Raw genomic sequence first — 20,772 nt, forward strand, 5'->3', positions numbered from 1 at the left:
GTAGCTGGCGACCTTTTCTTAGTTAGCAAAGTCCCGCTCGTTTCGTCCATGACGTCAAAGCCGCCAAGGCTGGCCGGCCGAAATTTCAGCTTACTGCTGGGGCATTTGCAGATTGGTGACTCGACCGTGGCTATCGAAGAAAACCAGGGTCGAAGCAGCCAGATTCTTGTGGCAATAGCTCCAAATCACGACCAGGGCGGTGGTCCGGGTGGCACAATCGGGAGGCGGACTGCCCCAAATCGCCCGTACCTCATCCATGGTCATTCCGCGCACAACCCGACCGTTTAAAATGTCGCTCTTGAGGGTGGGCGACAACTCGGGGTGGGTATCGATAAAGCCCTGGCGCCGCCGCTGAGCGATCGTGGGTCCGCAGGCCATCAGGCCCGCGGCTAAAACCAACAAGGAGTAGCGCACATAGCTGCGACACAACGGCCTCATCCGGCATTCTCCATTCAAGATACCCGCATTGCGCCACTAATCGGCGATCCAATTACTCATGTAACTCATGCACATTGTGACCGCTGGCCACACCGCGAGCAATGGACGCGGGTGCCCTCGTCCTCGCCGTCCGCGATAGCTCTGGTTAAACCTCAGGGCTTACAATGATCTGGAGAAATGGGGCCAACAGCATGGAACGGAAATGGGGCAAACCACCATGGCGCGCGAAAACGCCGGCCGCCACGCCCTCGCTCGCTAATGAAGTCGAGGTCGCGATCATCGGCGGTGGCTTAACCGGTTTGTCCACCGCCTACCATCTGGCCCGTGCCGGCATCAGACCAGCCCTGCTCGAAGCTGCCGCGCTCGGTGGCGGCGCCAGCGGCCGCACCGGGGGAATCGTGTTGGAGGGCACCGCGCGTGCGGTCGTGGAGGGAACCGGCCAGACTGCGGAGTTCATGCGCGAGCTGGTTGAGCGCGAGAAAATCGCTTGCGACTTGCGCCTGCCCGGCTGCTGGGAGATCGAACATCGGCGCGGCGCGGGCGAGAGCTGGCTGCCCTGGGAAGACGGCGGTCAGCCGATCGGAATTGCGCGCACGGTGCCCGGGGGGGCGGTCGATCCGGGGGCGCTGATGGCGGGCTTGGCCGATGCCGCCAGCCGGGCCGGCGCGGCCCTGTACTTCGACTGCCCGGTTGAGCACCTGACACCCGGGGCACCCTCGCGCCTGCGGCTGCGCGACCGCGCCGTGCGCGCCCATTGGGTGGTAGTGGCGGTCAACGCCTGGTCAGCCGCTTTCCTCCCGATCCAAGTCCATAGCGCCCTCACATACGCCTGCGCCACGGCGCCGCTTGACCAGGCGTTATTGGCCGAGGTCGGGCTAGCGGCGGGAATCCCTTTCTACACTGTCGATCAGCCCTATCTGTGGGGCCGCTACGTGCGCGACGGCCGAATGATCTTCGGCGCCGGACTGAGCTTCGGCACTCCCGACGAACTGGAGAACTTGACGTTGGCGAACCGGGAGTTCCAAGCCATCTTGGCGCGGCTTAAGCATCGTGTGCGCAACCTCCATCCCGCGCTCGCCCAGGTTCAATTCAGCGCCCAGTGGGCGGGGCCGATCGCCTTTTTGGAGCGAATGACGCCACTCCTGTGCGCATTACCCGATACCCCCACGGTGCTGGCCGCCGGCGGCTACGCCGGCCACGGGGTAGCGCTCAGCGTGTGGGCCGGGGCGCAGCTCGCCGCGGCGATCACGGAGCGCCGCCCCCTGCCCGCCTGGGGCGCGTTGTCTTGAGCTCGCAAGATCGCCTCAAAAAAATCGTACGGGACGATCACCATTTCGGTTACCCTCAGCTTCGGCGGGCAGATCAGGCGGGTTGTTTGGAGAACTCGCTTCGGATAGCCTTGACAACTTGCACGACAGGGGTTGCACCCATGAACGACGTGATTAGGAAAATCGAAGAACCGACGATCAAGTCCGACTTGCCCGCTTTTCGCAGCGGTGACACGGTTCGGCTGCAAGTGCGCGTCATTGAGGGCGAAAAGGAGCGTATCCAGGCTTTCGAGGGCGTGGTAATCCGTATCAACCGGGCAGGAGCCCGCACCACCTTCACCGTGCGCAAGGTATCCTACGGCATTGGGGTCGAACGGATCTTCCCGCTTAATTCCAGTCGCATCGAGAGCATCCAAGTGCTCAGCCGAGGTCGCGTACGACGCGCCCGTTTGTATTACCTGCGCGCCCTGCGCGGCAAGGCCGCCCGTATTGCCTCGGCTAGCTAGGCTAGCCCCGTCCGCCACGGACGGCGGCGGCATCTTCGGGGCGCAGCTCGCGCCCACCCGCCATCTGCACCGCGCCGTTGTACTCGGCACCTTCGCAAATGGTCAGATAAGCGGCACGGATATTGCCTGTGACCACGCTCGCGGGCCCTAGGAAGACCCGCTCTGACTCGACGTCGCCCTCCACTCGCCCCAATACCAGCAAACGATGGGCCTTCACTCGCCCATCGCTGATTTTGGCCTCGGCGGCAATCACCACCAAGTCGCTGGACTGCACCTCGCCCTTAAAGGTGCCCTCGATCCGCACCGGCTCCTGAAAGATAAGCCGCCCCGAGACGGTAACGTTGCGCCCCACCGCGACCCGGGCCCGCTCGGCGTGCCATCCCGCGCCCAGCTCTGCCACGGGGAGCGGGCTTGAATCCGTTTCGCGGTTGCTCATAATGACTTCGGCCGCACGCCAGTAGTCTATTGCACGGGCAAGCGCTTGTCACTGCGCCGGGAACACGTGGCAGGCAACCGCCTGCCCGCTGCTGCCTTCGATAAGCGCGGGGCTGTCCTTGCGGCAGATATCCCGAGCGTAGGGACAGCGCGGATGGAAGCTGCAACCGCTAGGCGGGTTGATCGGGCTGGGTGCCTCGCCCGGCAGCTCGAGGTGTCGCGGTTGCCCTACCGCATCGATCGATGGCACTGCGGCCAGCAGCGCCTGGGTATAAGGATGGCGAGGGGTGGTATAGATCTGCTCGCGGCTACCGATCTCGACGATCTTGCCCAGGTACATGATGGCAACCCGCTGGCTGATATGCTCGACCACCCGCAAGTCGTGGGCGATAAACAGGTAGGTCAGCTTGAGCTCTTCCTGCAGGTCCTGGAGCAGGTTGATAATTTGCGCCTGAATCGACATGTCGAGGGCGGAGACGGGCTCGTCCAGAACCAGGAAGCGAGGATTGACCGCTAGCGCGCGGGCGATGCCAATTCGCTGGCGCTGACCGCCAGAAAATTCGTGCGGGTAGCGGCCTAAGCTTTCCTCCTCCAAGCCCACCATCCGTAGCAACTCGACCAGACGCCGACGCCGTTGAGCGCCCCGCGCCAAGCGATGAATATCGATCCCTTCGCCCACAATCGCCTCGATCGTCATCCGGGGGTTGAGCGAAGCGTAGGGATCCTGAAAAACCAGTTGCATTTGTCGGCGCAGCGCGCGCAACTCGGCCCGCTTCAATCCAGCCAATTCCAGGCCGTCAAAGCGCACACTGCCCGAGGTGGGTTCGATCAAGCGCAAAATGAGCCGGCCCAGGGTCGATTTCCCCGAACCCGATTCACCCACCAGGCCCAGCGTTTCGGCGGGCCGAATTTGCAGACTAACGCCGTCGACTGCCTTGACTGCGAGCCGCCGCCTGGTGAACAGCCCTTGGGTGCCAACCGCAAATTCCTTGCATAACGCGACCGTCTCGACCAAGGGCGCGATCCGCCCAGGCCGCGCCGCAGGCGAGGCTACGATTTCAGACCCTGATACAGGCGACATAGTGGTGGGGCCGCTTCTCCTCAAGGGGTGGTTCGATGCGCATGCAGTCGGCCACCGCCGCCTCGCAGCGGGGGTGGAATCGGCAGCCGCTGGGTGGATGGAGCAGGCTGGGAATACTCCCCGGAATAGCCTTGAGCCGGCGATGGCGAGTGGCTCCCGAGCCCGGGATCGATTGCAGGAGCGCGCGGGTATAGGGATTGAGCGGGTTTTCGAAGAGCTGGCGCGCGGGCGCCCGTTCCATCACTTTGGCGGCGTATAGAATCGTCACGTCGTCGGCATATTGGGCCACGATCCCCAGATCGTGGGTCACCAGCAACACCGACAGTCCCAGCCGCTCGCGCAGCTCGGCTATCAAATCGAGGATCTGGGCCTGGATAGTCACATCCAGCGCGGTGGTAGGCTCGTCGGCGATCAACAGTTTGGGATTGCACGATAGCGCCATCGCGATCATTACCCGCTGGCGCATCCCACCTGATAACTGATGAGGGTAGTCATCGATACGGCGTTCGGGATCGGCGATTTTGACCAGCCGCAGCATCTCGATACTCTGCGCGCGGGCCTCGGCCCGCGACTTATTCTGATGGAGCCGGATCGCCTCGCCAATCTGGCTACCGATGGTAAAGACCGGATTGAGCGAGGTCATCGGCTCCTGAAAAATCATCGCGATACCGGCGCCCCGAACATGGCGCATCCGCTCCTCTGACAAGCTCAACAGATCCTGTCCCTCGAACAGGATTTGACCGCCCTGGATGCTCGCATTCTCAGGCAACAAGCGCATGATCGACAGCGCGGTGACCGTCTTGCCCGATCCCGACTCACCCACCAACCCCATCAGGCGACCGGCGCCGACGGTGAAACTGACCCCGTCCACCGCGCGTGCTTTCCCCGCCTCGGTGCTGAAGGAGGTGCGCAGATCGCGGATTTCCAGTAACGGTTGCATCTCGAGTTTCAGGCTATCATCGGGTGCGAGCCCGGCTCCAGTGCGGGGAGCAATCGCGGCGCGGCGGCTTCATCAATTGGCCGGATCCAGCCGGTCGCGCAAATGGTCGCCCAAAAAATTGAAGGACATCACGGTCAGGAAAATGAACAGGCCAGGAATCAAAATCCACGGATAGCGCATCAGGTTCTGCACTTTTTCCGCCTCGGCCAGCATATTGCCCCAACTAGCCGCCGGCTCCTGAATCCCCAAGCCCAACAGCGAAAGCGCGCTTTCGCCCAGAATAAAGCCGGGTATCGACAGCGTGGCCGCCACCACCGCATAACCCAGCAGCGACGGAATCAAGTGGCGCAGCATGATACGCGGGGTTGAGGCGCCCAGCGCGCGGGCCGCCTCGACGTACGGGCGCGAGCGCACCGAGGCCGCCATCCCGCGAATCACACGCGCCAACCCGGCCCAACCGATCACGCTCATAATCGCCACGATCACGAAAAAAGTCTCACCCGAACTCAAGCCGGGGGGAATGACCGCCGCCAGGGCGAGCAGAAAATAGAAGGAGGGTAACGACATTTCAATCTCGGTCCAACGCATGATCAGGTTGTCGGGCAGGCCGCCCAGGTACCCGGCTAAAGTGCCCACCAGGATCCCGAGGCTAAAGCTGATCGCCACTCCTACTAGACCTACGCACATGCTGATACGCGAGCCGTAGATGATGCGCGAGGCCAGATCGCGTCCCAATTCATCGCTTCCCACAAGGAAATACGGGGGCGCGCCGGCGGCGGTGGTCAGCAATCGGTCGCGCGTGAAGAAATGAAGGTAGACCCTATGCGCACGGTCGGGTCGATAATGGCGCTCCAGCGGATCGCTGGCATCAAGCACCATTGGGTACGTGTAGAGCAGTCCGTGGCTCCAATCCGCCGGCGCCGCCAGATGCAACTCCATCGGTTGGCAGTCGGGCAACATCCGGTTCTGATAGGTGGGATTGTAGGGCGCCAGCGCCGGCGCACCGGCCGCCATCAGGTAGAACAGCAGGAGCAAGGCGACGGAAATCCGTACCGGCCAGGAAGCGAGCCGCCATTCCCGCCTCAAAGCGCGCCAAACCTGCATGGGCCGCGGGAAACTCACGAGGAGCCCCCCAGCGAGCCAAAATCTACCCGCGGATCGACCGCAACCAGAGCCACGTCGGCAAGCAGATTGCCCAGCAGCAGGAGCAGGGTGCCGCTAAGCACCGAACCCATCACTAGGTAAACGTCCAGTGAGCGCACCGCGTCCAGCAGAAGCAAACCCAACCCCTGCAGATTCATTACGGCTTCGACCAGCGCGGCTCCGCCCAGCAGATCGGCCAGGCTGTAACCGGCCAACGTGATGAAGGGGTTAAGCGCATTGCGCAGCACGTGCTTGTAGAGCACGACCCGCTCGGGCAGCCCCTTGGCCCGCGCGGTGCGCACGAACTCGGAATTTTTGATCTCCAGGATCTGCGAGCGCATCAGACGCATCAAACCCGCCATCCCTGCCGTGCCCAGCACGATTACCGGCAGAATCAGATGGTCGGTGCGATCGAGCAGCTTGCTCCAGGCATCCAGCCGATCGTAATCGGGCGAGAAGGTGCCGCCGATCGGAAACCAACCCGTGCGTAAGGCCAAGAACATCAGTAAGAAGGCGAAAAAGAAATTGGGCAGCGACATGCCGAAGAAGGCCAGGAAGGACAGCACCCGATCCCAAATCGAGTTTTGACGCACCGCGACCACGATTCCGATCGGAATCGCCAGCGCCCATGACAGCAGCATGCTGGTCCCCGCCAGGATCATGGTGTTGAGCGCGCGCGACGCGATTAGGTTAACCACGCTGACCCGATAGGCGAGTGAAATTCCAAAATCCAGATGCAGCGCATTCCACAGCCATTTGAAGTAGCGCACCATCAAGGGCTGGTTGAGCCCGAACTGAACCTCCATCTGATGGATCGTCTGGGGCGAGATGGCCGGATTCATCTTGAGGTTGGAGAGAAAATTGCCGGGCACCAGCGACATTACCAGGAAGGACATGAAGGTCACGCCCAGCAGAAGCGGGATCATGCCCAGCAGCCGTTTGACGATAAAGCGCGCCACCGCGATCGCCGCCTATTGTGCCCGAAACTGAATATATTCGGGCTGATACAGCCCCCAGACCGTGGGCCGATAATTCTCCAACGCGTTTTTGTAGGCCGAGTACTCTTCCTGGCGCACAGTCTCGATAATGGGCAACTGGTCGTGCAGAATTTGCTGTATGCGCCAGTAATAGAGCGCGCGCTTCTTGACGTCCATCTCGCTCGCCCCCTGGTCCAGCAGCCGATCGATTTCCGCTTCCCATGGCGTCGCCGGATGAGGTTCATTCGGGTCCCAGAGATGGAGGTTGCCCGAGGAGCGATAAAAATTGGAGCCATCGTTGGGATCGATCGTACCGGTAAAGCCGATCAACACGCAGTCCCAATCAAAAGTCGTATCCAACTTGTCCACCAAGGTGGTGAATTCCAACGGGCGATAGTTCACCGTAATCCCGACATTAGCGAGGTCCTGCTTGAAGATTATGCAGATTTGATCACGGCTGGGATTGCCAGCATTGGTGATCAAATTGAAAATCAAGGGATGGCCCTGCGGATCGGCGCGCACGTGCGGCGCTATCAGACGATAGCCCGCTTCGTCCAGCAGCCGCGCCGCCAACTTGGGATCGTAGGTGTAGTTGCTAAGATTGGGATTGTGAAAAACCTTGTTCTCGGGGGAAATATCGGAGATCGCCGGCTTGCCCAGGCCATGAAAGACCAGGTTGATCATCCCCTGCTTATCCACCAGATGGGCCAAGGCGCGCATGAAGTTGAGGTCGGTGAACCATCGCAGCCGTGGGTCGGTGACGCCGTCATGAATGAAATGGCGCGGATTGCGGTTGAAGGCGAAGAACAGCGAGCCGGTATCTAAACCAATCTGACGCAAGGTGACGCCCAAGCCAGCCGCTTTGACGTGCAGATCAAGGACCTCTTCAGGCAGCGGATCGTAAACGTCCAATTGGCCGGAAAGAAAGCGCAGGTAGGCGGCGTTGTGATCCTGAATGATCAGGTCGGTTTCCCCATGCAGGCGCGGTAGGCGCGAGCCGTCGGGCGCGCGCATCCAGTAGTCAGAATTGCGGGCGAACTGTAGATATTGCGCCTGCACATAACGGGTCAGCTCGAAACTGCCCAAGCCGACAATCTTGGCCGGTGGGGTGTCGATCGCCCAGGTTTGAGTGAATTTACCCGCCTTCAGCGCCGGCTCCAGAATGTGCGCGGGCAGAATATCGAAGCCCACCGCGTAAAGCAGCGGAGCGAACGGCCGCGCCATCGTCATCCGTACCGTGTAATCGTCCAGCGCCTGGGCCACGATCGGCTGGCCGTCGACCAGCAGGGTGGAGCGCTCGCTGTTGGGCACGCGGGGATCGTAAATCGCGCGTAGGGTAAAGACTACATCATGGGCGGTAAAGGGTGCGCCGTCCTGCCATTTCACGCCGTGGCGAAGATGGAAAACGATACTTTTGCCGTCACGCGCGATTTCCCAACTTTGTGCCAGATTGGGCTCGGGCAACGTGGTCTCGGGGTTGATCCGCACCAAGCCCTCGAACAGGTTGCCGAGCGCCGCACCCGAACCGGCGTCGGTAACCAGCAGCGGATTGAAGGTGCGTGGATCGCTGCCCACGTTAGAATACAGGATCTGATCGCGCTCGTGATGGTCGGTGGGCCGGCGAATGTGACAACCAGCGCTCACGGCTACAAGGATCGTCAGCGCCAGTAGGCGGCGTAGGCTTGGATGCTCAGCCATTGCTCCCCATGCCGGCGCCGGCGGAATCCAGGTTTACCTCCCGCGCGCCGGCGCCGGGCGCCAGCACAAACAGCGCGTCGGACAGCGCGGGATTGACGATCGGACGCTCGTAACGAACATCCAGACGAGCGCCGGCGGCTGCAAATTCAGCCTGCAAATGATGGGGGAACTGCAAGCCGCCGATGTCGAGGTAGTCGCTGTAGCGAACCTGGTAACCCGCTTGCCTGCCCACTCCACTCAGGCGCACCAACGCCAAATGACCTCCGCTAAAGCCCAACTCCTCGGTCCCGCCACTCGCCAAGCGGTAGTCGGCCACCAACAAGTCATCCTGACGCCGAACCGAACTGGGGATACTGTCGGGCGCGAGTTCCTGCGGCATGAGGCCGAGCAGTAGACGCACCGCCGGCCCGGGATCCATCGGGATCCGCACGAACCGCGCCAGCGTGGCGGCATCGGCGCGCCCGCGATAAAAAACGTTCTGGCCGGGGTCGTAGATTCCCAGCTGACCACCGCTGGCGGCCAGCACCAAGGCCGGGCCGAAGGGCGACATTACTTCCACCCGCAAGCGTCCACTGCGCCGCACGCTGATGGTTTCGCGCGCCTTCAAGCTTCCGGTGGCGGCCTGATACCTCATCACGGCGTCGGTTTGAAGGCCAACCAATCGCCGTTCGCGGGCGAGCAAGTCGCGGGTCAACCCCTGCGCCTGCGCGGCGTCGGCCGAGGTCGCGGCGGCCGGGGCGACTATGGGCGCGGGCGCGGTAACCGCGCAGCTCCACGCCAACCATGCCAGCATCGGTATCCACAGCAGGCTCGGGAACCAGCGCGCAGCGGCGTCGCGCCGCGGTCGGCAACTACTGTTGGACGTGCTGCTCGGCCCGCAGGGATTGCAGTTTGAGACGCAAGCGCTGGACTTGATCGCTTTCCTGGGACTTGGCCAAGGCTTGTTTGTAGAGATGATTGGCAGCCTCGTACTTGCCTAACTTCTCATAGGTATCCGCCAGATGCTCGGTGATGGTGGGATCGTCGTCGGTCAAGTCCACCGCCCGTTCCAATTCCTTGGCCGCCTCCCGGTAGTGCCCCTGCCGATAATAGACCCAGCCTAAACTATCGATGTAAAAGCCGTCCTGAGGTTCCAGGTCGATCGCTCGCCGCACCAGCTTCTCCGCCTCGCTCAGGTTGGTGCCCATCTCGGCGTAAGTATAGCCCAAGTAGTTGAGCGCCTGCGCATTGCTGGGATTGAGGCGGATGGCTTCCTTCATTTGGGCGATACTTTCCTGCTGCTGCTTGTCTTCGTCATAGAGCGCGCCCAGGGTGAAATGAAACTTGTCGTTCTTGGGGTCGGCGACCGTCATCTTCTGCAACAGCGCGATCGCGTCGGGCAAGTCCTTCTTTTCACGGTAAATCCCGGCCATGAACCCCATCAACTCGGCGTCGTTGGGCTTTTTCTCCAAGGCTTGCTTCAGTACCGCGATCGCCTCGTCGTACTGTTTGTCCTTGTCGTACAGGTAGGCCAGATGGACCCGCGATTCGACGAAGTGGTCAGCGTTGGGCGGGATTTGCTGAAATTGGGCTTCGGCCTTTTTGGGCTCATTCATTTCCGAATACACGCTGCCCAAATAATAATGAACTCGGTAATTGTTGGGCTGCGCGCCCAGTACCAGGTTAAACTCGACCGCGGCGCGTTCGAAATCGCCCCGCTCGAAGTAAAGTAACCCGATTTTGATCCGCGTGTCCTCGGGATTGGTTTCCAGCTTCTCCAACCGCTTGAATTCGTCCAAGGCTTGGTCGAACTTCTTCTGCCCGACGTACAGCTCGGCCAAGCGCTTGCGCGCGGTGTCGTCGTCGGGATTGGAGAGCAGGATTCTGTGGTAGATCTGTTCGGCTTCCTGCGTCTTGCCCTCCAACTCGCGCAGCAGCGCCACGTCCATTAGCACCAGTTCGGAATCGGGATTGAGCACCAAGGCTTGTTGGAAGTAGTTGTCGGCGGCGGGATAGTTCTGAGCTGCCGCGCTGACGCGACCGGCGTAGTAGTAGCCCAGGAAGGAACGCGGGTCCAGCGTGATCATCCGCTGGAAAGTTGCCAGCGCCTGCTTGTAATTGCCCTGCTTGGCGTACAAAGTGCCCAGATAGAGATAAGCTTCCTGGTTCTTCGGATCAGTCTTGAGTACCTGTTCGTATTGCTTGGCCGCGGTCGCATTGTCCCCCGTGGCTGAATCCAGTCCCGCCGCCAACAGACGCGCGTCCACCAGCGTGGGGTCAAGTTCAAGCGCCCGATTGACTTGCGCCAAGGCTTGGGGAAGTTGCCCGTCGCGCACATACAGCGTGGCCAGGCGCACGCGCAAGGTGGCATTAGTGGGGTCGTCGCGTACGGCATCCTCGTAAAAGCCCATCGCGGCCTTACGATCGCCCTGGTTGCTGGCGTATTCAGCCTTGAGAAAATCGCCCATCGCCCGGGCGTTGGCGGGCGGGGTGACCGCGGGCAGCCCGCCAAAGGGGGTATCCTGGGTGGCCGCGGTGGCGGCGGCGCTGGGCCGCGTGTTGGAAAAGTAGCTGACTGTCGAGCAGGCCGCTAAAAGCGCCGGGGCTGCGAACAGCACGGTTAGGGTAACTGTCCCGCGCAATTTCATGGAGCGATTCAACTCGCGATCGAAAAAACAGAGTTAACATAGGCCTTTGGCAGGGTCAATGCGATCAGGCTTAAGCCCGGCTTGGAACTTCGACGCGTCTTCTTCGTGTACCATTTATGCTGAACCTAGCCCGCACCCCCTTTCCGTTGACTCTAACCCACTTAGGCTTCAGACTTTCGGCGCGCGCGCTGCGCTCTCGCCTTAACAGTGAAGATAAAACCGCTCAGCCGCAAAGCCTCCCGCAAGCCCGCACCGCGAACACCCCGACTGGGAGGCAAGCAGATCGGCTTGTTGGCGCTGGTCGCCGTCATGTATCTCGCCATCAGCGGCGGCGCTTACGGAATCGAGGAGGCGATCGGCTGGGGCGGCGTACGTCTCACCCTGTTGCTATGCCTGCTGGTTCCCCTCGCCGTCAGCCTACCCACCGCCTTGATGGCGGCCGAACTAACCACCCTATTCCCAGTCGAAGGCGGCTTTTACGTCTGGGTCCGCGAAGGCTTGGGTAGTTTCGCCGGTTTTGCCGAAGCTTATTTTACCTTATTGTACACCGCGGTTGACATGACCCTCTACCCGGTCCTGTTCGCCTCTTACTTGGCCTTCATCTGGCCGCTCACCGCCCGCGCTCAACTGGCGCTGGCGCTGCTGATGGTCTGGAGCTGCGGCCTTCTCAACATCATTGGGGTCAAGTTGGTGGGGCGCACCTCGATTGCCTTGTGCGCCCTGCTCCTCACACCCTTGCTGGCGATGGTGATGGCGGGCGGCGCGCTACTGCTCAAGCATCCCCTGCCGCCACCGGCCGAAACCTTGGCCAGCGGCAGATATCACGCCTTGGGAATGACTTTGGTGGTCGTGATTTGGAACTTCAGCGGGTGGGAGAATCTCAGTGTCGTGGCAGAGGAGATCAAGACCGCTCGCCGAACCTATCTGGCCGCGATGGCGATCGTCCTGCCGATGGTGGTGCTGGGGTATCTGCTCCCGGTTGCCGTGGGCGGCGCCGTAATGGGTAATTCCGCGGCATGGCATAGCGGAGCCTTGGCCGAGATCGGCCAACGGGTGGGCGGCCATCTGCTGGGGCGCGCTTTGGCGCTGGGTGGGATGGTAAGCGCGCTGGCGATTTTTCAGGCCGCGATGCTATGGGTATCGCGCCTGCCTTTCATCCTGGCCCTGGAGGGTTACCTGCCCAGCGGCTTGAGCACGTTGGGCAAGCGCACCCTTACGCCATGGGTCGCGATTGTAGCGTGGTGCGGGGTCTGCACCGTCCTGATGCCGCTAGGCTTCGGCCTCTTGGTGCTGCTGGACGTCACCTTTTATATGGCTGGGCTGATGCTGGAGCTGGCGGCGCTGATTCGCCTGCGCCGGCTGTTTCCACAACGCCTTGGTCTGTTCACCATTCCCGGCGGCACAGGAGTACTGGCCGTGCTGGTGATTGCTCCCCTCTTGGTCTGGGGCCTGACCTTCACGGTCGCGCTGGGCAGCACCCATGGCCTGCTTCAGTTGGTCGGCGCAGCACTATTGGGTGTAAGTACCTGGCCGGCCTGGCGCTTTTGCCGCCGCTGGAGCCAGTCGGCCTGCGCCCAAGCGTCTTACAACCCCTCGGTCTTGAGCTGAAACTGCTCGCCCAGCCACAGCGTGTTGGCGGAATGGTCCTGCCCGCCGTCATCGGTGAAGGGATGAACCATCACGGTTAAGCCGCTGCGATTGAGCATCAGCCAGGGAATGATCCGGGCGAATTCATCGGGTTTGAATTCGATCAAGTACATCGCCTTGGGATGGGGCCCGACCGGCTGTGGGCGCCATCCCCCCAGCCGCGCCAAGGGAAAGGCGCCGGCCACCAGTTGGCGGATTTTTGCCGCCGTCTCCACCTGATCGGGATTGAAGTAAACGTGCGCGTGATAGCCACGGATTATCGCCGGATCGCGCACTCCTGACGCCGCTTCCTGTGCCATCGTAAAATGCTCCTTTAAACCTGGCGGGAGGCCGGATGATAAAGATCCAGAAAGGCGAAAGCCGTGATCACCAGGGCATGACTGATCTCGCCCCGCACGATTAACCCCGCAATCTCCTCGCGCCCAACCAGCACCACCTCGATATCCTCGGTACCATCAAGCCGCGGCCTGCGGGTCAGGCGCGCGTCACGCGCCAGGAAGGAATGGCAATAGTTGGTCTGAATCGCGGGGTTGGGGCGCACGCGGCCCAGTTCGCTTATCTCCGGGCTGTCGTAGCCGGTCTCTTCCCACATCTCGCGCCGCGCCGCCGCCAGCGCCGTGCCATCCTCCGGATCCATCATGCCACCGGGAATCTCCAGGGTCAGGTCCTCGGTGCCGTGGCGGTACTGGCGCACCATCACCACCTGTCCCTCGCGGGTGATGGGAATGATGTTGACCCAGTCGCCGCATTCCATGACCCAGAAGTCGTGTTCGCCGTGGCGATGGTGACGGCGGCGATGCTGGTGGAGGGTAAAAATCGGGGTGCTGAAAACCGGCTGGCTTGCGATCGTGGTCCATTTGGCTGGTTTCAATGCACAACCCCGCGCGAAAGATACCTTAACTATAGGCCCTGCCCGCCCCCGGCTGAAGAGCGCCGCGTCTTGGCCGAGCAACCTAGCTAGCTCGGCCTGCGCCGGTATTACTCGCGGCGAGCCAGACTTGAAGCGGGCGGCGGGCAAAAGTTACAGTGCCAGCTTACGTCTCTTCGCCGGTCCGCTCCGGCCCACGGGAGGTTTTTCGATGCCGCTGTTACCGCTGAGAAATCTGGTGCGCGAACGCTGGCGGGCCGGAACCCCGACCCTTAACGGCTGGTTGAGCATGCCGACATCGATCGCCGCCGAAATCATGGCGCGTGCCGGTTATGACGCGCTTACCATCGACATGCAGCATGGCGTGATGGATTACCGCAACGTGCTGGAAATCGTCAGCGCACTGACCGCCACCGACGTGGTGCCAGTGGTACGGGTTCCTAGTTCCGACCCGACTTTCGTCACACGGATGCTCGACCTGGGCGTGCTCGGGGTGATCTGTCCGCTTATCGAAAACGCCGCCGAGGCGCGCCGATTCGGCGCCGGCTGCCGCTATCATCCCATGGGCAACCGCAGCTTCGGCCCCTTGCGGGCACCGATGGTGTACGGGCGTGACTATGCGGCGCGCGCCAACGAGGCGGTGCTGGCGCTGGGGATGATCGAGACCGCCGGCGCAATCGCCGAATTGGATCAAATTTTGGAGGTCGAAACTCTGGACGGGATTTACATCGGTCCCGCCGATCTGGGCATCGCCCTAGGGATGGCGCCCGGGATGGATCGCGAGGAGCCCGACTTCCTACGGCTGATAGAAGATATCGCGCGCAAGGCCAACGCGCGCGGCAAAGTGCCGGGAATCCATACCACTTCCAGCCGCTACGCCGCACGCGCTATCAACATGGGCTTTGGTTTCGTCACGGTGGCCGGCGATGCGCGCCATGTCGCGGTGGGCGCGGAGAGTATCGTGCGGGAAACCCGAGAGCTGCTCAAGCCGCGTTAGCGCAGCACGCAAGAATGTAGCTCCAAAAGGCCGGGAGGACTTGGATTATTGCGCGAAGAAGAAGATACTCGACCTCGTGAGCAATTTTTCACCAGCCGAGATTAACCCACGATGAGCGCCGCCGCGATCCGCACTACCGTGGTCGGGAGCTACCCGCGCCCCCTGTGGCTATCCGATCCACACGGCATCTTGTTCGGCGGATGGCATCTGCGTGCCGACATCCTCAGCGAGGGCCAGGATGACGCCACCGTTCTGGCTATCCGAGCTCAGGAGCGCTTGGGCTTGGACCTCATTAGTGACGGCGAACAGCGCCGCGACAGCTTCGTCTTTTACTTCAGTCGGCGCTTGGGTGGTTTTGATTTCGAGCACCCGGTGGCCCGCCCGCTGCGCGGCAGCCGCCATCAGGTCGCGATGCCGCGGATTGTCGGGCCAGTGCGCCGCGAGCAGCCGCTGGCGGTGGATGACGTCCGCTTTTTGCGCGCCAATACCGACCTGCCCATCAAAGCCGCGATCGCCGGGCCCATGACGCTTATCGACACCAGCGTGGATGAATACTACCGCGGCGATCGTCAGACCCTGGCCATGGATTTGGCGGCGGCGATCAATGCGGAGTTGCGCGAGTGGGTGGCGGCGGGCTGCGACGTGGTTCAAATCGACGAACCGGCCTTCACCCGTTACCCGGCCTGGGTACGCCAATGGGGGCTGGCGGCATTGGCCCGCTGCCTGCAGGGAATCACCGCTCGCACGGCCGTCCACGTCTGCTACGGCTACCCGAGCGACGGCACCAAGGTGCGCGAGCACGGCTACGAAGAGCTGTTGCCCTACCTGGTCGATTCGGGCTTCGACCTGCTCTCGCTGGAATGCGCCGCGCCCCACCTCAATCCGTCCTTGCTTAAGTTGTGTCGAGACAAGGAAGTCATCTTTGGGGTGATCGACATCGGTTCTCATCAGGTCGAAGACCCCGAGCGGATTCGTCATACCGTGTTGCAAGCTTTGGACTACATCGCCGCCGACAAACTGTGGCTGGGCCCGGATTGCGGCCTGGTCCTGCTCGATCGCAGCCTGGCCTACGCCAAGCTGGCGGCGATGGCTCAGGGCGCGCGGCTGGCGCGCCAGGATCTGTTAGCTCAGCGCCAAGAGCTGCCCAACCAGCTACGCTAAAGCGTTTGTGATGGCTCGATGGCTCAGCGTCCTGCACCCGCAAGCCGATGAGGGCGGCGGTGTGCTCCGAATCGGCGCAGCCACCGAAGTCGATCCAGCCGCGCGCAAGCTGCGCGCTCGCCTGCGCCGGGGGAAAGCCACCATCGCCGGCGATTTCGGCCTGATTAAGGCTATCTATTCTCGCCTGATCGCGATTATGCCGGCGGCTGAGCGCCCTGCGCTGAGTAGTCTCAAAGTAGCGCTCAAAGAAGGCCGCCCGGAGTTGGAAGGGCTGCCCGCGGCGCGCGCCACCCGACGCATTGGAGTGCCGCGAAACGCGCCCGACCATTTGCTCGAAGACCTGCTGCTGGTAGGCGATTTCGCCGAGGCAGCGACACTACTGGAAGCGCGCTTTGGCGTACACGCGGGCCGGGCGCTGGACGGAAGGGTGGAGTTCAACGACCCCAAAGGCAATCTGTCCTTTGGCCAATATCGCGACGTCATCCAGGAGCTGCGCGCCTTTGGTACCCATCCCGAGCGCGGGCGCCTGTGCTGGCAGATCGAGCGCTGGGCCGACCACAACACCTTCAGCCCGCCGGTCCGCCTGCCACTGGGTTTTGACACCGCCACCATCGATGTAGCCCAACTGGAGGGCACGCCGGCTTTCGGAGCGCGCCTGCGCGCCGCGCTGGAGCAGGCCCTGGAGCGCACGCACGGGGTCGCGCTGGACCCCACCTTCGTGGCCTACGACCAAAGCGTGGTGTGGCGCTTCAACCAGGCCTTCTGGCGCTATCTGGGAATCTGGGAGCGGGTGACCGGAAAGAGCTATCAGCGTGCCCTACCCAAGGGCAAATCCGAGTCCCATCATCAAGAATTTATCGACGAGGCGGCCGAGAATTTCGCCTCCCACGTGCACGAGCTGGAGCGGGAGGGCACTCTGGCAGCGGACGAAGAGCTGTGGATGCACGAAAAGGCGCCAGGCTCCGGCGAATTTACCGCCGGCGTGCTTGATTACTTGTTCCGCCATTACCCGGCCTACTTCCGCCGCATGCACGTGGTGCTCTCCGACGTCTCGCCGCAAGTGCTGGAATTGGCGCGCCGGGAGCTGGAAGGGCGCGGCTATCTGGGCCTCAACGCCGATTCCGCGCGGCGGCTGGAGATCCTGTTTTGGGATCTCAGCGCCAATCCGGAGCCGAAGCTGGCCCGCGAAGACGGCAGCTTCGTCGATCTGCGCCAGCGCTTTATCTATTTCCGCCACGCCAACTTTTTCGATCAGCTTCCCACCCGCCTGTTCGCCAAGCACGACGGCCGCTTTTACGAGGTCAAAGTGCGCGCGATCGTAGCCAGCGCGCGGCTCGCCGAGCTCCAACGTCAGCATGCGATGACGCTGGCCGAACTGATGGCGATTATTGAGGGACAAAAGGACGCGGGCAGCTTCAGCCCCGACCAGCAGACCCGTTTCATCAATTTCTGGAGCGCGCTTTGGCAAGCGGTCAAGTTCGACGAAGCTTATGAACCCTGCGAGCTGGCCACCGTCCATCGCTATGGTGCCCTACTCGCGCGGGAGATGGCACAATTGACGCGCGTGCGCTTTGTCACCAGCGACACTGCCCTGGCCACCCTGACCGCGGACATCGGCCTGCTTCATCCCGAGCGGGGCTACGCTTGTTTCACCGACATTTTTCTGCAGCGGCCAATAGAGTTCTGCCAGCGCTGGGCGGAGCTGGCCAAGTACGATAACGGGGTGTGGGTGGGCACCAACGGCGCTCTGTTGGTGCAGGTGCTGAGCGAGGCTGGCTTCGAATGCAGTTACCATCCCGTGGAGTTGACCCTGGGCGAAGCTACCTCCTCCTACACTCTTGGCGTACGCCAGCGCCAGGGCCAGAGCGCGACCCTTTCGCGCGACCTGCTCCAGCAGCTCACCGGCATCGATGCCACCCGGTTGGGCGACCTGACTATCCCCGGCTTACCGCGCCGGATGCGCAACAATTTGCGTGACCTGCCCGCCGCTCTTGGTCGGCTGCTGCGCGACCACGACTGGAGCACGCGGCTGGACCAATCGCTGCCGCTGGCCGCCTTGATGCGCGAGTTTTACTATCATGGCGCCGGCCGCGATCCTCACGCCCAAAGCATCTTCGTCAAGCTGGCCGCGCTGCTGGCCGAAGTGCTTTATTGCCAGGGCGAGCGGCGGGTGAGTATCCAGGTGGATTTAACCGCCGAAGATTTACGCGACCTGGAAGCCTTCCTCGATCATCGGCCCCTGCAGACTCCGGCTCTCGACTTAATCGAACCGGAAGCGGCCGACGAGGGGCTGGCGCGTCTGCGCCTGCGCTTGCCCACCCTGACCCATCGCCTGGAGGACGGCGAGTTCGTACTGCTGGCGGAGGTGGATTTGCCGCGCGGCCAATCCGTGGAGCAACTGCGCCGACGCCTATTCCAAATGCAAAGTCACGTCGATGCGCTGTCGCTGACCTCGGCCCGACTGGCTAACCCGCGCTTTTGGCGCAGCCGCGAGCTGCTCGAATCCCCTTTGCTGGAGAGCCTACAGACCGATCGTCTGGTGGTCACGTTGGAGATGCGCGGGCGCAAAGGACGCGACTTAGAGCGGGATATCCAGGCCTTTGAAGACCGCGGCGTAGCCAACTTCTTCATTCTCACCGGTGATTTCGAGCGCGACGGGCAATGGTGGCTGGATTCGGTTCACGGGATCCGGATCGCCGACCGAATGCGCAACGGCGAAGGCGTCGACGGCCGGGCCTTGGCGCGCGGCTCGCGCATCCTGGTGGCAGGGGCGATGTCATGGACCGGCATTCCCACCCTAGAGGCTCGGGTCAAGCGCGACGTGTGGCTCAAATACAGCGCCGGCGTCGATGTTCTTTTCACGCAGCCGGTGTACGATCTGGAACGAGGCCGGGCGGTCCTCGATCTGATCGCGCATGATAATCGAGATGGGCGCGTACGCCTCATCCCGGAGGTTTTTCCCCTGGCCACGCTCAGCCAGATTGCCAGCTTGGCGCGCGCCCCGGGCGTCCTGATGCCCGCCGCGCTGATCGCCGCCTACGGCAAGCTAGAACGCAACGTGGTTCGGCTGGTCGCTCAGTTGGACGATCACGATGACGACCACCTGGGTACCCAGTTGTTTGACGCGATCGCCCCCATTCCGGGCTATCCCGACTTCTTCACGCCAGAGCGAGGGGCCGCCATGCTGCCCGCGCTCCGGCGCGCGATGGACGGTGCGCGCCGGCGCGCTGCGCGCGGCCAGGAAGCCGCTGCCGTGCTCAAGGCCGTCCAGGAAGCCGCGCTCCTGGAGCTGGGAGTGGGGCTGAGCGAGTGCGCAATCGCGATGCTGCGCGAGTATCCAATGGTCAGCGGCTTACTGTTTGTGCCGCGCAACGGCCGCGAACTGCGCCGCCTAAGCGCCCTAGTGCGCCCCAGCGGCAGCGAGGTGCGCGATGGCAGCGATGTTTGAAGTAGGCGCGCGCTTGGGCTCCGCGCTTCACGCAGAGGCCTTCAGCCACCAGCTCGGCGTGGTGCGCCATGCCCTGATGCCATTCGGCTTCGCCCCGGCCGCGGGCACGCCCAGCGGCTTGCGCCGCCCCGTCCTGCTCGAGCGCGCGGTCACCCGCACACCCCAGCTGCTGATGGTGAGCGAACTTGCCTCCGATTTCCGCCCCCATCCCACCCTGCCCGACGATATTCAAACCCTAGCCCAAGCGCTGGCGGTCGCGGAAGGCTATCCGTTGTTGGATTTGCGCCTGCTCTGCCAGCCCCAAGGATGGGAGCCCAACAGTCAAGCTATCGCGCAGGCCCGCGCTCAGGCAGACCTCGAGATCAACTTGCATTTGGCGCCGGAGGATTTGTTGGAGCCTCAGCGGCCTCTGGCGATCGTCTTTGACGAAGGCGCGCGCCGACACCGCTTCGCGCGTCTGCTGGAACGCCACCCGTTCTGGTACAGCTTGGCGGTGCTGGGCGAGTTTTCCTTCAAGCATCCCTTCTTTGGTCAGGTGTTGTGCGGTGGCCCGTGCGGAATCAGCGGCGCATGGCAATTCACCTGCACGATGGGCAAAAGCTTTGTGGGCAAGCGCCAACTGGAGGCAAATTTCTTCGACCGCGAGATTTTCCGCCCCCTGCGTGCCCACCGCAATCCCCTCGTGCGCGCCTCGTGGCGCGCGTGGGAATGGGTGCTTAAACAAGCGCTGTGGCTTCCCATTCTAACCCGCCGCGCGGTCGTGGCCTTGGCGCGCCGTTTTCCAGCCGCGTGGTTCAGCCGCGCCCATGGCGCGCCGCGTGCAATTCTTACCCGTCTATTCAACCATCTGGAATGTCCCAAGTCGCTGCGCAATGGAGCGTGCGGCGCACCCACTGAAACCGGTCAGTGCGGCGAACTGCTCAAGTATGGCATCACCAAGACCTGCGTCTTTTATTACCGCAACTATCGCGACCGCAGCGGCCATCGTTGGGCCCAGCGGGTGATGAATCGAGCGGCGCGGTTGCGGCCCGCGTGGCTGGCGCAACTGGCCCGCACGCCGGCGGCCATTTTGGCCGCGATCGCCGACCGCGCGCCGCTCTCCGCGCGCATCTATCCGCCAGTGGACACCGACCTGCCCGGAGCTTCGGCGATCGTCAGCGCAATGGCTGGCCGCTTTGAAGGCGCCACCGTGTTCGGCTCCGCCCACTGGCTGCCGCCGCTGATCGCGCGCTCGCGCCTGACTCTGAGCGCGCGCTCGCCCGAGGGGCGGCGGGCAATCGCCGCAGTGCGCGCTAAGCTGTCGCGCCGCGGTTGTCGAGTGGGGGCGAGAGTGCAGGTTTTGACTCAAATATTGGCAACCCTGGAAGGTATCACGAGGATCAGCGCGACAGCCGAACCGCCGACTGAGGAATCGACCTATGAGCGGGTATTGGCCCGGCAGGTCGACAGCGCGTCCACCACCCATTACCATCGCGGAGATAACGTCAGCCGGTATCCGCGCCCGCATTAACTCCGTCGGCGGACGCGGCGCGCCGCTG

General features: G+C 62.7%; 18 protein-coding genes. 7 read left to right on the forward strand and 11 right to left on the reverse strand.

The features are described 5' to 3' along the window. Nucleotides 1–90 precede the first annotated feature (90 nt). A complete protein-coding gene (locus tag VKV28_13585; protein HLH77829.1) occupies nt 91–438 on the reverse strand; it encodes a hypothetical protein in 348 nt (115 codons plus the stop codon). A 191-nt stretch (nt 439–629) separates the two neighbouring features. On the opposite strand from VKV28_13585, the gene VKV28_13590 reads away from it, so the two are divergent. Further along, complete coding sequence (locus VKV28_13590; GenBank protein ID HLH77830.1) at nt 630–1,727, forward strand: FAD-binding oxidoreductase; 1,098 nt, start codon at nt 630–632, stop codon at nt 1,725–1,727. Between the two features lie 140 nt (nt 1,728–1,867). Further along, entirely contained in the window at nt 1,868–2,212 is a 345-nt protein-coding gene (gene rplS, locus VKV28_13595; GenBank protein HLH77831.1) for a 50S ribosomal protein L19, read from the forward strand. Between the two features lies 1 nt (nt 2,213). Here rplS and VKV28_13600 read toward each other — a convergent pair whose 3' ends face one another. The 8 genes from VKV28_13600 to VKV28_13635 form a co-directional block, all read right to left on the reverse strand. Beyond that, the gene (locus VKV28_13600; GenBank protein ID HLH77832.1) at nt 2,214–2,648 is read right to left on the reverse strand and encodes a polymer-forming cytoskeletal protein; all 435 of its coding nucleotides are present in this window, start codon (nt 2,646–2,648) and stop codon (nt 2,214–2,216) included. 48 nt (nt 2,649–2,696) lie between these two features. Further along, nucleotides 2,697–3,662: an oligopeptide/dipeptide ABC transporter ATP-binding protein gene (locus VKV28_13605; protein ID HLH77833.1), complete on the reverse strand. Its 966-nt coding sequence runs from the start codon at nt 3,660–3,662 to the stop codon at nt 2,697–2,699. Nucleotides 3,663–3,705: 43 nt separating this feature from the next. Next, nucleotides 3,706–4,668, reverse strand: a complete 963-nt coding sequence (locus tag VKV28_13610) for an ABC transporter ATP-binding protein (GenBank protein ID HLH77834.1) — start codon at nt 4,666–4,668, stop codon at nt 3,706–3,708. A 72-nt stretch (nt 4,669–4,740) separates the two neighbouring features. Further along, nucleotides 4,741–5,754 (reverse strand): ABC transporter permease, encoded by a 1,014-nt coding sequence (locus tag VKV28_13615; protein HLH77835.1) that lies wholly within the window; start codon nt 5,752–5,754, stop codon nt 4,741–4,743. Nucleotides 5,755–5,786: 32 nt separating this feature from the next. Then, entirely contained in the window at nt 5,787–6,770 is a 984-nt protein-coding gene (locus VKV28_13620) for an ABC transporter permease (protein ID HLH77836.1), read from the reverse strand. A gap of 12 nt (nt 6,771–6,782) precedes the next feature. Beyond that, entirely contained in the window at nt 6,783–8,486 is a 1,704-nt protein-coding gene (locus VKV28_13625; protein ID HLH77837.1) for an ABC transporter substrate-binding protein, read from the reverse strand. Further along, nucleotides 8,479–9,279 carry a DUF4292 domain-containing protein gene (locus VKV28_13630; GenBank protein ID HLH77838.1) on the reverse strand — a complete coding sequence of 267 codons (801 nt, stop codon included), beginning with the start codon at nt 9,277–9,279 and terminating at the stop codon, nt 8,479–8,481. The genes VKV28_13625 and VKV28_13630 overlap by 8 nt, the downstream gene beginning before the upstream one ends. 58 nt (nt 9,280–9,337) lie before the next feature. After that, nucleotides 9,338–11,113 (reverse strand): tetratricopeptide repeat protein, encoded by a 1,776-nt coding sequence (locus VKV28_13635; GenBank protein ID HLH77839.1) that lies wholly within the window; start codon nt 11,111–11,113, stop codon nt 9,338–9,340. A gap of 291 nt (nt 11,114–11,404) precedes the next feature. Between VKV28_13635 and VKV28_13640 the strand changes: the two genes are divergently transcribed. Further along, entirely contained in the window at nt 11,405–12,721 is a 1,317-nt protein-coding gene (locus VKV28_13640) for an APC family permease (protein HLH77840.1), read from the forward strand. Here the strand turns inward: VKV28_13640 and VKV28_13645 are convergent. Both VKV28_13645 and VKV28_13650 read right to left on the reverse strand, forming a co-directional pair. Beyond that, nucleotides 12,697–13,059 carry a DOPA 4,5-dioxygenase family protein gene (locus VKV28_13645; GenBank protein HLH77841.1) on the reverse strand — a complete coding sequence of 121 codons (363 nt, stop codon included), beginning with the start codon at nt 13,057–13,059 and terminating at the stop codon, nt 12,697–12,699. The two genes, VKV28_13640 and VKV28_13645, sit on opposite strands and share 25 nt — an antisense overlap. Nucleotides 13,060–13,073: 14 nt before the next feature. Continuing rightward, nucleotides 13,074–13,631: an NUDIX hydrolase gene (locus tag VKV28_13650; protein HLH77842.1), complete on the reverse strand. Its 558-nt coding sequence runs from the start codon at nt 13,629–13,631 to the stop codon at nt 13,074–13,076. 208 nt (nt 13,632–13,839) lie between these two features. Here VKV28_13650 and VKV28_13655 point away from each other — a divergent pair, with 208 nt between their 5' ends. The 4 genes from VKV28_13655 to VKV28_13670 all read left to right on the forward strand — a co-directional run bounded on the left by VKV28_13655 (nt 13,840) and on the right by VKV28_13670 (nt 20,744). Continuing rightward, complete coding sequence (locus VKV28_13655) at nt 13,840–14,625, forward strand: aldolase/citrate lyase family protein (protein ID HLH77843.1); 786 nt, start codon at nt 13,840–13,842, stop codon at nt 14,623–14,625. Between the two features lie 111 nt (nt 14,626–14,736). Continuing rightward, entirely contained in the window at nt 14,737–15,786 is a 1,050-nt protein-coding gene (locus VKV28_13660) for a hypothetical protein (GenBank protein ID HLH77844.1), read from the forward strand. Nucleotides 15,787–15,796: 10 nt separating this feature from the next. Further along, nucleotides 15,797–19,234 (forward strand): SAM-dependent methyltransferase, encoded by a 3,438-nt coding sequence (locus tag VKV28_13665; protein HLH77845.1) that lies wholly within the window; start codon nt 15,797–15,799, stop codon nt 19,232–19,234. Next, the gene (locus VKV28_13670) at nt 19,218–20,744 is read left to right on the forward strand and encodes a hypothetical protein (GenBank protein ID HLH77846.1); all 1,527 of its coding nucleotides are present in this window, start codon (nt 19,218–19,220) and stop codon (nt 20,742–20,744) included. Before VKV28_13665 ends, VKV28_13670 begins: the two co-directional genes overlap by 17 nt. Nucleotides 20,745–20,772 lie beyond the last annotated feature (28 nt).

The organism is Candidatus Binataceae bacterium (assembly GCA_035294265.1).
Taxonomy (GTDB): Bacteria; Desulfobacterota; Binatia; order Binatales; family Binataceae; genus DATGLK01.